This is a genomic window from Providencia sp. PROV040, from assembly GCF_032706145.1.
Classification (GTDB): Bacteria; Pseudomonadota; Gammaproteobacteria; order Enterobacterales; family Enterobacteriaceae; genus Providencia; species Providencia hangzhouensis.
The window spans coordinates 2,889,620-2,904,186 of record NZ_CP120530.1; the positions used below are offsets into that span (position 1 = coordinate 2,889,620).

General features: G+C 37.8%; 14 protein-coding genes. 8 read left to right on the forward strand and 6 right to left on the reverse strand.

Features of this window, described 5'->3' with window-relative positions:
- Positions 1-3 precede the first annotated feature (3 nt).
- On the forward strand, positions 4-783 hold the full coding sequence (gene fetB, locus P3L40_RS13310; protein WP_094961238.1) for an iron efflux ABC transporter permease subunit FetB: 780 nt from the start codon (positions 4-6) through the stop codon (positions 781-783).
- A 48-nt stretch (positions 784-831) separates the two neighbouring features.
- Here the strand turns inward: fetB and P3L40_RS13315 are convergent, their stop codons facing one another.
- Positions 832-1,866 carry a substrate-binding domain-containing protein gene (locus P3L40_RS13315; RefSeq protein ID WP_112307457.1) on the reverse strand — a complete coding sequence of 345 codons (1,035 nt, stop codon included), beginning with the start codon at positions 1,864-1,866 and terminating at the stop codon, positions 832-834.
- 234 nt (positions 1,867-2,100) lie between these two features.
- On the opposite strand from P3L40_RS13315, the gene P3L40_RS13320 reads away from it, so the two are divergent.
- On the forward strand, positions 2,101-2,829 hold the full coding sequence (locus P3L40_RS13320; RefSeq protein ID WP_014657463.1) for an SDR family oxidoreductase: 729 nt from the start codon (positions 2,101-2,103) through the stop codon (positions 2,827-2,829).
- Positions 2,830-2,873: 44 nt separating this feature from the next.
- Entirely contained in the window at positions 2,874-4,502 is a 1,629-nt protein-coding gene (locus P3L40_RS13325; RefSeq protein ID WP_004263510.1) for an FGGY-family carbohydrate kinase, read from the forward strand.
- Between the two features lie 124 nt (positions 4,503-4,626).
- Here P3L40_RS13325 and P3L40_RS13330 read toward each other — a convergent pair whose 3' ends face one another.
- Entirely contained in the window at positions 4,627-5,016 is a 390-nt protein-coding gene (locus tag P3L40_RS13330; RefSeq protein WP_004263505.1) for a hypothetical protein, read from the reverse strand.
- A gap of 1,057 nt (positions 5,017-6,073) precedes the next feature.
- On the opposite strand from P3L40_RS13330, the gene P3L40_RS13335 reads away from it, so the two are divergent.
- Positions 6,074-6,361, forward strand: coding sequence for a hypothetical protein (locus P3L40_RS13335; protein ID WP_004263500.1), 288 nt, complete (start codon positions 6,074-6,076; stop codon positions 6,359-6,361).
- Positions 6,362-6,431: 70 nt separating this feature from the next.
- Here P3L40_RS13335 and P3L40_RS13340 read toward each other — a convergent pair whose 3' ends face one another.
- Entirely contained in the window at positions 6,432-7,325 is an 894-nt protein-coding gene (locus P3L40_RS13340) for an endonuclease/exonuclease/phosphatase family protein (protein ID WP_136135004.1), read from the reverse strand.
- Between the two features lie 260 nt (positions 7,326-7,585).
- A complete protein-coding gene (locus tag P3L40_RS13345) occupies positions 7,586-8,620 on the reverse strand; it encodes a LacI family DNA-binding transcriptional regulator (RefSeq protein WP_004263493.1) in 1,035 nt (344 codons plus the stop codon).
- 371 nt (positions 8,621-8,991) lie between these two features.
- On the opposite strand from P3L40_RS13345, the gene P3L40_RS13350 reads away from it, so the two are divergent.
- The 3 genes from P3L40_RS13350 to P3L40_RS13360 are packed head-to-tail and all read left to right on the forward strand — an operon-like array spanning position 8,992 to position 11,016.
- Positions 8,992-9,438, forward strand: a complete 447-nt coding sequence (locus P3L40_RS13350) for a PTS sugar transporter subunit IIA (protein ID WP_004263485.1) — start codon at positions 8,992-8,994, stop codon at positions 9,436-9,438.
- Positions 9,439-9,460: 22 nt separating this feature from the next.
- Complete coding sequence (locus tag P3L40_RS13355) at positions 9,461-9,748, forward strand: PTS sugar transporter subunit IIB (RefSeq protein WP_004263481.1); 288 nt, start codon at positions 9,461-9,463, stop codon at positions 9,746-9,748.
- 11 nt (positions 9,749-9,759) lie between these two features.
- A complete protein-coding gene (locus P3L40_RS13360) occupies positions 9,760-11,016 on the forward strand; it encodes a PTS ascorbate transporter subunit IIC (protein WP_036958647.1) in 1,257 nt (418 codons plus the stop codon).
- Between the two features lie 52 nt (positions 11,017-11,068).
- On the opposite strand, the gene P3L40_RS13365 is transcribed toward P3L40_RS13360, so the two are convergent.
- Complete coding sequence (locus P3L40_RS13365; RefSeq protein ID WP_004263474.1) at positions 11,069-11,875, reverse strand: DUF4239 domain-containing protein; 807 nt, start codon at positions 11,873-11,875, stop codon at positions 11,069-11,071.
- A 355-nt stretch (positions 11,876-12,230) separates the two neighbouring features.
- On the reverse strand, positions 12,231-13,175 hold the full coding sequence (locus tag P3L40_RS13370; RefSeq protein WP_004263460.1) for an SPFH domain-containing protein: 945 nt from the start codon (positions 13,173-13,175) through the stop codon (positions 12,231-12,233).
- 429 nt (positions 13,176-13,604) lie between these two features.
- Between P3L40_RS13370 and P3L40_RS13375 the strand changes: the two genes are divergently transcribed.
- Entirely contained in the window at positions 13,605-14,558 is a 954-nt protein-coding gene (locus tag P3L40_RS13375) for a 2-keto-3-deoxygluconate permease 1 (protein ID WP_094961229.1), read from the forward strand.
- Positions 14,559-14,567: the final 9 nt, after the last annotated feature.

The following is a 14,567-nucleotide window of genomic DNA, read 5'->3' on the forward strand; positions in this document are numbered from 1 at the left end:
ACTGTGCATCAACCAACTATTTCCAATGAATCCTTAACCTTTTCAATCCTGTTAGTCCTCGTGGCTATTTTTATTAGCCATAAAGAAAAACTATCCCTTGAAAAAGATATTATCTGGAGTACTTGCCGAGCGATTATTCAACTATTGATCGCTGGCTACATTCTAAAATATATTTTTAATGTTGATCACGAATTGCTCACGATTGCATTGGTGATGTTTATTTGTGTCAATGCTGCGTGGAACGCTAAGAAAAGAAGCAAATATATTGATAAAATTTATGTTACTGCATTAATTGCCATTACCTCTGGCACATTTCTTACATTGTTAATTCTGATATTAACCAATGCCATTGCATTTACGCCTATGCAGGTAATTCCTATTACTGGAATGATTGCGGGTAACGCCATGATTGCGGTAGGGTTATGCTTTAATAACCTTGGTCAACGGTTTTCAAGCCAGCAACAACAAATTCAAGAAATGCTTAGTTTAGGGGCAACGCCCAAAGTTGCTTCCGCTGCTATTATTCGTGACAGTATCCGAGCATCATTGATCCCAACGGTAGATTCTGCCAAAACAGTGGGAATTGTCAGCTTACCGGGCATGATGTCTGGGTTGATTTTCGCTGGAGTTGACCCATTACAAGCTGTTAAATACCAGATTATGGTGACTTTTATGTTGTTAGGTACAGCAAGCCTTTCAACCATACTGGCTGGGTATATGACCTATACAAAATTCTATAACCAACGCCACCAATTATTGGTTACAACTCTGAATAAACAATAACCTTCCGCCGCTTATTGGTCATCAACGATAAGTGGCACTTTCTTAATATCACTCTTTAACCACCCCCACAGGTAACACTTCAATTAATTGTGCTTTGCTATTTTCATTATCTATCAACTTAAAAATATGATTTAACATCGTTGGCACATCCTGTTTAACCATTTCGATGTCATTACCTAAAAGTGCAACAAAAGGATCCCAGTCAAAACAGCCTAAGTGGGGTTGCTGTGAGCCGATATAGCCCTGTTTACCTAACCAATCAATAACCCCTTCTAATGAAATAGTTGAATTAATAAACAAACCGCATTTCACTATTTTCTGTGGATCATCATTATTCTGTTCAAAAAACTGTGAGAGTGCTCTTTCAGCTTTTTCGGGGGCATAACCACAAGCCAAAATATTTTCTTGTGGAACCGTGATACCTTTTTCATTATGCGCATCAATAAACCCACGAATACGTTCACGTGTATTGTGGTCATGTTCACGACCACCAATAAAAATTAAGGCTTCATTTATTGATGTTTGAGACTTATTTTTGCTTAAAATACGTTGGGTTAAATTTTTTGCGCCAAGATAGTTATTTGAAATAACCGAAGGCGCCAACGAGCCCGGTAAGTCTAAATTTAAGGTCGAAACCCCCGAAGCTTGGCAAATTTCAGTAATTTTATCTGGGTTCGTTGCCCCTGTTGAAATCAACCAATCAACCTGATAAGAAATCATTGCGCGTGCAGCTTCTATTTCTAACTTTGGGTCACGCCGCGTACAAGTAATAATAGGAAACAGTCCCCTTTCACGCGCCATTTCTTCAAAATGCTCGACAATCGAACCAAAATAGCGGTTGTCATACTTCGGAACCAACATACCAATTATTTTGGATTTATTACTGCGCAATAAGCTGGCTTGCTTGTTAACTGCATAATTTTGTTCTTCGGCGATGCGGATCACTTTTTCCGCAAGTTGTGCGCTAATTCGCCTTTTTTGCCAATTACCGTTGAGTATTGCACTCACTGCACTAGCTGAAACTCCAGCTAATTCGGCAAGGTCATAGATCGTTGTTTTCTTATTTTGTCTGATCTTTGTCACAGATTCTTATCTCCATTTTTTACTAGCTTGACACCAAAGTCGAAAAGTCGCAATACTGCTACATCGATTGAGCAAAATTGGAATTGATGATGTATGAGTTGATAAACTGCAAAATAAATACTATCAATCCATCGCATGTAGCCACCTATCCATTGTTGTGACTCATTGCTATTCCATTAATTTCAGACGCTTTTCATTCTTACATTTCGCTAAAATATCCGATTGGAGTAAATTATGGCTATTTCTATTGAGAACAAAGTCGCAGCAATTACCGGAGCTGCCTCAGGTATCGGGCTTGAATGCGCACGTACACTGATCAAGGCGGGTGCAAAAGTCGTTCTAATTGACCGTGCTGAAGAGCGATTAAACCAACTTGTTGAGGAACTAGGTGAAAATGCGATTCCATTAGTAGTCGATTTAATGAAGCCAGAACAAGTTGATGGAATGTTAGATGCCATCTTACAAAAAGCAGGCGGCTTAGATATTTTCCATGCTAATGCCGGTGCTTATATTGGCGGCCCTGTTGCTGAGGGTGACCCAGATGTATGGGATAAAGTTTTAAACTTAAACATTAATGCGGCCTTCCGTTGTGTTCGCGCAGTGCTACCTCATTTTATTGCCCAAAAATCAGGTGATGTATTATTCACCAGCTCAATTGCAGGTGTAGTCCCAGTGATCTGGGAGCCAATTTACACCGCATCAAAATTTGCTGTCCAAGCCTTCGTCCATTCAACTCGCCGCCAAGTTTCTGAACATGGTGTCCGTGTTGGTGCGGTATTACCTGGCCCTGTAGTGACAGCCTTACTCGATGATTGGCCGAAAGAAAAAATGGAAGAAGCTCTGGCAAATGGTAGCTTAATGCAACCGATTGAAGTCGCTGAAGCCGTATTATTTATGCTAACTCGCCCACGCAATGTCACTATTCGTGACCTTGTTATTGTGCCAAACAGTGTTGATCTCTAACTTGTCACCTCGCAATTCATTGCAGTTAGCACCTTGGAGGGAAAATGAATAATTCACATGCACGATTAAAAGATAACGATAAAGTCGTTATTGGTATCGATGTTGGCACAGGCAGTGCACGCGCCGGGGTCTTTGATATGTCCGGCAATATGTTAGCATCTGCCAAACGCGATATTACGCTCTTCCGTGATAACGCCAATTTCGCTGAGCAATCAAGTAACGAAATTTGGGAAGCGGTTTGTTATTGTGTCAAGCAAGCGATAGCATCATCAACAGTAAAACCACAACAAGTTGCAGGTATTGGCTTTGATGCAACCTGCTCACTGGTTGTCATTGGTTCAGATAAACATCCTATTACGGTTAGCCCATCGAATGACCCTGAGCGCAATATTATTGTTTGGATGGATCACCGTGCAACAGAACAAGCTGAGCGCATTAATCAATTAAAGCACCCTGTTCTAAACTATGTTGGCGGTAAGATTTCGCCCGAAATGGAAACGCCTAAGATTTTATGGCTAAAAGAAAATTTACGTCAATCCTATGATAACGCATGGCAATTTTTTGATTTAGCCGATTTTTTAACTTGGAAATCAACTAACTCCTTAGCTCGCTCAACTTGCACAGTCACCTGTAAGTGGACATATCTTGCCCATGAAAAACGTTGGGATGCAGGCTACTTTCAACAGATTGGTCTATCTGAACTTGCCGATGAAAACTTCGCACGTATTGGTCAGCTTATTGTAGAACCAGGAACGCCTTGTGGTGAAGGCTTAACGGAAACCGCAGCCCAACAAATGGGATTACTAGCAGGGACACCTGTCGCTGCAGGCATGATAGATGCTCATGCAGGCGGTATTGGTACCGTTGGCGTAAATGGTGATGCAACCGCTAATATGGCATACGTATTTGGCACATCTTCATGCACGATGACAACGACTAAAGAACCCGTATTTATACCGGGTGTATGGGGTCCGTATTTCAGTGCAATGGTACCGGGCATGTGGCTAAATGAAGGAGGCCAAAGTGCGGCTGGTGCTGCAATTGACCAGTTACTTTCCTTACATCCCGCTTCAGTACAAGCAAAACTTACGGCAAAAGAGCAAGGTAAACCCTTGCCTGTGATGTTAGCGGATTTAGTATTAGAAAAATCATCGTCACCATCACAGTCTGTTGAACTAGCTGAAAAAATACATGTGGTTCCTGAATTTTTAGGGAATCGAGCACCTTTTGCTGACCCTCATGCCAGAGCTGTCATTGCTGGATTAACCATGGATAACAGCATGGAAAATTTACTTTCTTTCTATGTTGCTGGTCTGTGTGGAATTGGCTATGGATTACGACAAATCATTGAAGCACAAGCAAAATCTGGTGCTGCTATTGAAAATATTGTTGTTAGTGGCGGTGCAGGACAGCACCCGTTGATCCGCCAGCTACTTGCTGATGCTTGTGGCGTTCCTGTGATTTCAACACAAGCCAGTGAACCAGTATTGCTAGGTTCTGCTATCCTTGGTGCCGTTGCAGGGAAAGTCTGTGAAGATGTCTCGCAAGCTATGGACCAATTTAGTGCTATCGACTTAACCTACCAAACCAATGAAGCATATAAAAACCGCCATGATACAAGATTCGCCTCTTTCTTGCATTTGCAACAATGTGCTAGAGAATTAAAAGGTTAATCACGTTGATATGACACTCAAGTAATATTTGGACTAAAGAAAGCCGTAAACCGGCTTTCTTTAATAGAATTCGTTTTGCTTATCGAGCTTAATTTAATAGAAAAACCTGCGCTATAGCTCACTTTTAGAAGCAATATCTTGTCCATAACGAATCGACCATTTCCTTTGGTACCAAATCGTAATCTCCCTCGACCATTGGAATAGACAAGGAGACCTTCCCTTGTTTATCACTGTAAGCTTTCACAATGAATTTTTTATAGCCTTCTAGCCTTGCATTCTTAACTCGAAACACTTCGCCACATACATAACCTAAATCCCCTTTATCCGCAGTTTGGCGAATAAAATTATATTTCACATTTTTAAATGAAGCAGATTCTGGATAAGATAAATAGTCTTCAACGCTACTCTTAGCCATTTTCACAAGATCAGGTGTAGGGGTATAGTTCAATGTCACACCTAAGATAAAAGAGCCCCCAGTTAACAATAAAATTGTGAGCAACTTTATGATATTCATATTACTAAGCTCTCATTTATTCAATAACAAGCCAATTGACCAAAATGACCTAATAATTTCGCCCCAAAATATACTTAAGCAGTTATCTTCAGCCAATTGTAAATAAATAATAATTATTTTAATAACAACCAACCTTATCTATATAAGAATACCTTATTAGATAACTTGTTTTTCTAATTATTACCCCAGATAACTGCTACCAACAAAGCGAATAAGTACAATTAGATTGATATGGGCTATTCGTATTTATACTTTATTTTACACATCTAATGAGTAAGTATACCAGTATTAAACTAAGAATATAAATAGTACTCGAAACATTAACTGTTTCAATTTGTATTTTTTTAACTAAAATAGTTTCAATTACCCAAAAACAGAAACAATAATAAGCCTTAACTGTTTATCATAACTTAACAAAAATAAACAAAAATATGTAATAAAACAATTCAATTCAATAATAGTCATGTCTAAATGTTAATTAACCCACTTAATGAGTATTTTCACTCAATATAAGCGTAAAATAGAATTAATTAATAATAAATCCGTTATTTTCAATTAAAATTCATCTAGCTTATTTAGATATTATAAAAACAAAAAATACCTAAAATTCAATTCACTACGAAATAACATATTAATTTGCATCATCTCTTAGCTTAATTTTTAGCATATCGTTAACGAGTATCTTTATTTCAGGCTAAATTAGCAATTTTATAGTACCCGTTAAAATGCAACGCAACCTAATCAATTGATTAATAAAACAAAAATAACAAATAAATTGATTAAAACGACGTTAACCATATGATAAAAAATAGTTAAAACCATCAACCCACCTTAAGAAACATAAGAATATTTAACTATATGCATATTGTAATTTACCATTGAATGCCTCTATATCTCTTCTTTTACACAATTTTTGATATATCTGACCAATCAAAATTACAGAATATTCCTAGGATAATTGATGCATTTAACCAATACATAAAATTATCCGGCTAAATTTGACAAAATATTTTTTTTATCTCATGTAGCATTGCTTTCCAAAGAAAAAGGGTTAACCATGACAAATACTCAATTACTATTACTTGCAACTAATAACATCAGAAATAACGTAGATCTAAGCCACTCTCAGGAATCTTATGTATACCAGTTTTACTATGCTAACGTCGTAGGTCACTTCGACAGCATTCAAAATTTTCTTACTGTATTTAAACAGCAGACGAGCGCAATATTAGATACATCACAACAATTAGCAGAACAGCGGCAGCAGATATACTCAACAGTTGAGTATTATTTAGAAATAGCTGAAAAACGCTATATTGAAAGGAAAAAAATACTAGGCAATTAACTTAACATTACAGTTGGAAAGGCCTACAAACCAAATTAGGCCTTTTATCGAAAATTTCTCTGTTAAGTGTTTATTGCTCTTGTAGCTCTAATTCAGCAATTATAGGTAGGTGGTCGCTAACACTTGACCATTGAAACTCTTTACTATCCGTTGGAATTTCCATTTTTTTCACATCCCAAACTTGCCCTTTAAATGTAAAAATATGGTCGATGTCTATGGCTGGGTTTACCGCTGGCCAACTACGATAATCAACACCTTTAAGCTCAACTGGGTTCCACATATAACGAATTTCTTGGATAGGCTGTTCATTAGCTGTTGAATTGAAATCTCCCGCTAATATTTTTATTGAGGCCGCAATATTATCAAACCCCGTATCTGTATCCCCAATACTCGCATCTAAAATATGGCGCACTTGCCCAATGCGAATGGTTGGATCTTTCTGCCAATCCAGATGTGTTCCCATCACAATAATTGGTGCATCAAAACCTGGCTTTGATATTTGAGATATTAATACAACCCGTTGTTCTGCATCACCAGAAGGTAAATTAATTACTTTAGATTTATCAATTTTATATTTTGATAAAATTCCTACACCGTACTCTCCACCATCAAAATCTAATGCCTTACCAAAAGCAAAATCCATCTTATTGGCTTTAGCTATTTCTTCTAGCTGGTGAACTTTTTTACTACGAGCGGTTTTATTATCAATTTCAGTTAAAACAATCACATCAGCATCTATTTTCGCAATCGCCTTATTTAGCTCATCAAGATTACTGACATCTGGTGACAACTCATTTTTACCAATGTTATACGTTGCGACTTTAATGGTCGGCTTGTTCGAAGTGTAAACTTTATTCGGAGTTCCTCCATCCTGTACTTTCAGAATTTCGGAACCCGACATTGTTGCCATCGCACCACAAGAAACTAGAATTGTGGTGGAAATAACTGTTTTTAGTAATTTCATTGTTTTCCCCTGTTAATGACTAATACAACAGAATAGTGCAAGTATTTAATAAAATTCTCGCGGAGCTAACCCCCGTTAACTTGCAGTTTTCATACATTAACAGAGAATAAAAAAGATATAGTGACCCAGTCTACAATCTTATTTCGAGAGAAAAAAAAACATCTTTTTGACCGTCAAAATAGAGAGCTATCGCACTCCTATTCACTTAAGGATAAGCAAGAAATTCAAGAAAACGTGATCAACATACGATAAATTATATTTCACGCACTTTGTCTTGCTTCAAATTTATATGGGAAAACAACCCCTTCTTTACGTTCAACAAAGTCACAATCGACATCTGCAAGCCATTTTTGTAGCCTTTTCGCTGTTTCTCGTGCCATTTTACTGTAATCAATTCGCACAGATGTCAGTGACGGATGGATATGATCACAATTTGAAGTACCTTCAACACAAGCAATTGCTAACATTTTTGGTATCTGAATTAAACGTCTTTGGCACTCAAAAATGACACCAAGTGCAATCATTTCATGACTGCAAATCACAGCTTCAAGCTCAGGTTGGCGGGTCAACATCTCACTAATTGCCTGACGACCAAAATCCATCGTTGCGACATACGGAGTTGTAATACTTTGATCTGCACTTTGGTTATACGCCAGCATCGCTCGGTTCCAGCCACTTAATTGCTGACTTTGCATTTTACTGTCCATTTGAGCACCAATATAACCTATCTTCTTATACCCTTTTTGTAACATATAGTTGGTTAAAAAATTAACCGCATCTCCAACGTTACTTTTTATGTTCAACGTGACTGGATGATTAGATTCCCCCGCAACACTGACTACAGGGATATCTAAATTCTTCAAATAATTCGAAACGCTTTCTGAGTTTATCGCCCCAAAAACAATCAAAGCTGCGGGGTTACTCTGCAATAATGTCGATAAAACCTCAGACTCTTTTTTTTGCTGGTAATCATGGCTACCAATAACAACTTGATAACTATTTTTGTTCAGTGCTTCTTGTAAAGATTGCAGAAAAACTGAACTGGCATTATCACGCAAAGACGGAATTAAAACAGCAACGGTACGGCTTTGGCCTGACGCTAAAATACCTGCTGCGGAATTAGGTATATAACCAAGTTCTTCAACAGCAGCATTAATTTTTTCACGTAACTTATCAGACACTAATTCGGGTGTACGCAAAGCCCTAGATACCGTCATGGACCCAACGCCTGCGAATTTTGCAACGTCCTGCAACGTGACTCGCCCTGTATTTTTTCTTTTTCGTATTTTTTGCATGTAATACTTTTACTTAGCCTAAACTGATTATTAACCCTAAGGTTATTGATCTTTGATGGTCAATTTTCATTCGAATCAAGCATGTTTTTTGCTTTTTCTCATGTTCTAGATTAAATGCGCTAAAAATAGCCAATATGGTTCTATTAAATCTAAAGAAACAGTCAATATCACCAGTCCTAGTTAACTTACCACAGGTTGAATTTGTTAATCAGCAGAGAAGTGTGTTCATTTCATATTTGCTCGCTATATTTTTTTAAAATGATAGCGCTATCACGAAAATGAAAGATTCAACTAGATAGCGCTACCATAGAACACTACTATTCATTCAACCATTACAAAGATAATAATTTCACTCTACCAGGAGCAACCCGATGCTAACGACATTACTGACCCCTAACGTCATTCAAGTCGTCGACAGTGCCAATAATTGGCAAGAAGCGATAAAAATCGCCTGTAACCCATTAATTAATAATAAGTTCATCGAGCCAAGATATATTGATGCAATAATTCAATCACACGAAAAAATCGGCCCTTACTATGTATTAGGCCCAGGTATTGCCATGCCGCATGCACGTCCAGAAGACGGAGTAAACCAATTATCTCTTGGGTTAACCGTTATCAAACAAGGTGTTGAATTTGGCTCCGATGGCAATGACCCAATCAAATTATTAATTGTACTAGCAGCCACTGATAGCAATAGCCATATTGGTGCTATCGCGAAACTCGCAGAACTATTTGATAATCAAGACGATGTAGATAACATCATGCAATCAGAAAACGTAGATGACATTCTAAAAATCATCGCTAAATACGAATAAGCTAAATATTAAGGTAAACATTATGAAAATTACTGTTGTTTGTGGAAATGGTTTAGGTACTAGTTTGATGATGGAAATGAGCATCAAAAATATCTTAAAAGATTTGCAAGTTAATGCAGATGTTGACCATGTTGATCTAGGCTCAGCAAAAGGCACTGTGAGTGATATCTTTGTTGGTACAAGCGATATTGCTGAACAATTAGTCGCTCAACAAGTTGGTGGCGAAATCGTTGCTCTCGAAAATATGATTGATAAAGTTGCAATGAAAGAACGTCTCACCATTGCTTTACAAAAACTCGGCGCGATGTAAGCGGAGGCACTATGTCATTTTTTCGTTTTCTGATGCAGGATGTTTTATCTGAACCAGCCATTCTTGTTGGTCTAATCGCACTTATTGGTTTGATCGCACAGAAAAAACCCGTCACTGAATGCATTAAAGGCACCATTAAAACCATAATGGGTTTTGTGATCTTAGGCGCTGGTGCTGGCTTAGTTGTCAGCTCTTTAGGTGATTTTTCCGCTATTTTCCAACATGCTTTTGGTATTAATGGTGTGGTACCAAATAACGAAGCTATTGTTTCTATTGCACAAAAAAGCTTCGGTCGTGAAATGGCAATGATTATGTTCTTTGCGATGCTAATCAATATCTTGATTGCTCGCTTAACACCATGGAAATTTATATTCCTCACTGGGCACCATACGTTATTCATGTCCATGATGATAGCAGTTATCTTAGCTACCGCTGGAATGGAAGGAACTCTATTAGTCACTGTTGGCTCACTGATTGTTGGCTTTTGTATGGTATTTTTCCCAGCAATTGCCCACCCTTACATGAAAAAAGTGACAGGCTCAGATGATGTTGCGATTGGGCATTTTTCAACGATTTCCTATGTCCTAGCAGGGTTCATTGGAAGCAAATTCGGTAATAAAGAACATTCAACAGAAGACATGAATGTCCCGAAAAGCTTACTGTTTTTAAGAGATACACCTGTCGCTATCTCTTTCACCATGTTCATTATTTTTATCATTACATGCTTATTCGCAGGCGGTGATTTCGTTCGCGAAGTCAGTGGTGGTAAGAATTGGTTCATGTTCTCATTAATGCAATCCATTACATTTGCTGCAGGCGTATACATTATTCTGCAAGGTGTACGTATGGTTATTGCAGAAATCGTCCCTGCGTTTAAAGGTATCTCAGACAAATTAGTCCCTAATGCGAAGCCTGCTTTAGACTGCCCAGTGGTATTCCCATATGCACCAAACGCCGTATTAGTCGGATTTTTAAGTAGTTTCGCTGCTGGTGTTTTGGGAATGTTCGTTCTGTATGCATTAAATATGACGGTTATTATTCCAGGCGTTGTACCGCATTTCTTCGTAGGTGCTGCTGCCGGTGTTTTTGGTAATGCAACAGGCGGTCGTCGTGGAGCTATCTTGGGTGCATTTGCTCAAGGGCTGCTTATTACCTTCCTACCAGTATTCCTATTACCTGTTCTTGGGGATATTGGTATTGCTAATACTACATTCAGTGACGCTGACTTTGGCGCAATCGGAATTTTATTAGGCATTATCGTCCGCTAAAACAGAACTCCCCATGGCAAATTTGCTAGTGGGGAGTTTTTTTACAACGCCCCTACTTTCCCAACCAAGCACCATCCCTAAATAAGAATTCCTGTAATAAAATTAAATCATCAGGTGTTACGTGGATCATACCTTCACCAGGAACATCAATTTCTGCAATCATAAATAGAGCCAACGTGGTTAATGACGGCAATATGAGTATCAACCAATTTTTCCCTTTTGTCCCGCGTATATTGTAACCAATAAGAATATTTGAACAGATAGCAAAAAAGATCAGTAAAAACCAAGTTGCATTTGGAATTTGGTGTCGCCAACTTGCCATCGTTTTTTGTTGAGAAAGATAAAGGTCGCTAAATGCACTGAGTACAGAAGCCACAATAGGGTTTGGTGTTTGACTTGCTTCTTTTACCGCGATTTCCCATAATTGACTCTGCTTTTCCAAAGAAGTCATCCGCCATTGGTTATTTTCGTCACTGATACCTGACTTAAAAAACTCAATCCGAGCTTCCAAGTATTGTTGAATAAGCTGAGAGGCTTTTCCTCTATCATCAGTGCTCAATAACTGTGCTCTCTGATATGCCGTACCAATAGCAATAGCTTCATTTTCTTCTGTTTGCTGACGGTTGTTATAGCCATTAATCGAAATTGATAAAACAAACCCTATCAATAAACCCAATAAAGATAAAATCGCCCCTAAAATAATTTTAGCTTCATCATCCGTCGCTTCTTCGTGGGCTGATTTACGCTTAAAAATATATTTACCAACGTAGGCAGAAATAACTAACAAGATAAATGTGATAACAAATAAAAGAATGGAATCGATTGGAGAATCATTGATCAACTCAGAAATATTAAACATCGTATAAACTCATGAAATTTATTTCCTGATGATATAACACAACTGCAATACAATTATCTAGACAGTACTATTTTTTTGCTAAATTTCAGATAATAACAACAATCAGGCATCATAATACGACATCCAATTAGCTAACAATAAAGCACAACCCCCTAATACAGAATTCACTCACTATATTTACCTTAAGTTGATTATCAAAATATATTTTCATTACATTTTTTCGAAATAACCCCTAATTTTCATGATTAAATCAGGTGAGTTCTCATCCAATATATCAATATGGTGCACATAAAAATAAAAACCCATGCTAACTTAATAGAATAGGTTTTAACTGCGGTAATTCTTTTAATTAATATTACTGGCTATTACGCATATCCATAATCATTTTACCATCGTAATCTGCACCAACAACAATATTAGGTACCTCACCTTTATATTTATGAGCTTTAATCTGCTCAATCTCTAACTGTTTCCAATTGATCATTTCACGGGTAATAGTACGTTGTAATATCGCATTCGCTTCAGCTTCTTTCTGAGCAGCATACAATTTTGCATCTGCTTCTTGGCGCATCGCAAATGAACTTGCTTGTGCGTTACGTTCTCTGGCGATGGCTTGTTGTTCAGCAGACTCTCTTTCCGCTTCAGCAATAACAACCTTTTTCTGAGCTAATTCACGCTCTTTTTCTGCCTCTGCTTTTGCTTGGTTGATTTGCTCTTGGCGCATTTTGGTATTAACCACTTGCTCTTGTACAACCTCAGGCAAAGTAATATCTTGGATCATGATTTCTTTTATTGTATAGCCATAAGGGGAAGCATACCCTTGAATAGCATCACGAATAGATTCTTGTAATTTTCTTTGTGTATCTGCAGTATAAAGATCTTGTGCATTAGCAACATCTTTACCAAATTCTAAAATCGTTGAGATCAGCTTTTGGCGTACATATTTATCTAAAGCTTCACTTTCTGTACCACCATTAATACGTAATACAGGAGCTTTCGCACCATCAAACTGAAGCATTACCGTAATATCAACAATAGATTTTAATTTATCTTGCGAAGGTACTCTTAGCTCTTTTAGTGATACTCGAATATCTTTTGTTGAGTACGTATCAAATGTTGTAAACGGATTAATTGGAAAATGTAAACCTGCATCATAAGCAACTGGGTCGACTTTTCCTAAAAATGTCCCCACCTTAACCGAGCCATCTTGTACAATAGTATATGAATTGATCCCTACGAGACCAATAACTAGAAGTAATGCAGCACCGACAACCAATTTAATCATTGATTTAAATTGCATGAGTTAATCCCTATCAAATTAATAATTATAATAAAGCGCCTTATTGTCACCACTTATTTTCTAACTACAAGTCTAATAATCCTAAATTTAAAAGCACTAAATCTGCTGTTTCTATCTTGATAAAAATGAATCGCTGACCCATTACAGATAATTTTGTTATAAACCTAGTTTTATCCTTTTAAATTATTAGTGCTTATTTTCAATCATAAAACACAGGTATGATTATTTATAATCACTCTCTCGATCAGTTTAAACAACATCCACTCCATCAAAAAGCCAAATCATCATTATTTTAAGCCAAGTTAGTGATGAAAGTTAGAGTATAATTTCAATTAATGGTAAATGGAATTATTGCGATCTTGATCACTGTTGTTTTTAATTGATTAAATATAATCATAATGACTAAAATAAATCATGGCGGAGAAAACCATGCAAATAAAAAAATCGATTGAACGTATACCTGGTGGCATGATGGTTGTGCCATTAGTACTCGGTGCCCTAATCAACACCTTTGCTCCTCAAGCCCTCGAAATCGGTGGCTTTACAACATCACTGTTTAAAAATGGTGCCCCTGCTCTTATTGGTGCATTCTTGCTTTGTATGGGTGCAGGAATTAGTTTTAAAGCGGCGCCACAAGCTTTATTACAAGGAGGTACAATTACCTTAACAAAACTAGTCGTTGCGATTGCTCTTGGTCTAGGCGTCGATTATCTCTTTGGAATGGAAGGGATTTTTGGTTTAACTGGTGTTGCAATTATTGCAGCAATGAGCAATTCAAATGGTGGCTTATATGCCGCTTTAGTTGGGGAGTTTGGTAATAAACGAGACGTTGGTGCTATCTCAATTTTATCTCTTAATGATGGGCCTTTCTTTACCATGATTGCGCTAGGCGCAGCTGGTATGGCAAATATCCCTTTAATGGCATTAGTTGCGGTTCTTGTTCCGTTAATTGTTGGCATGATCTTAGGAAATCTAGACCCACATATGCGCGATTTTCTAACAAAAGGTGGGCCAATATTAATTCCTTTCTTCGCTTTTGCACTAGGCGCAGGGATCAACTTAGAAATGCTATTACAAGGTGGACTCGCAGGTATCTTGCTCGGTGTGCTGACTACGTTTGTTGGCGGCTGGTTTAATATTCGAGCAGACCGTCTAGTAGGAGGTTCAGGTATCGCAGGCGCTGCTGCCTCAAGTACCGCAGGAAATGCTGTAGCAACACCACTCGCTATCGCACAAGCCGACCCATCCTTAGAGGCTATCGCGCTTTCTGCTGCTCCTTTGATTGCTGCATCCGTGATCACCACCGCTATTCTAACCCCTATCCTGACCTCTTGGGTTGCTAAACGCCAACAAGCAAGACAACCCCAACAAACTGAAGAGTAAGGAGTTATT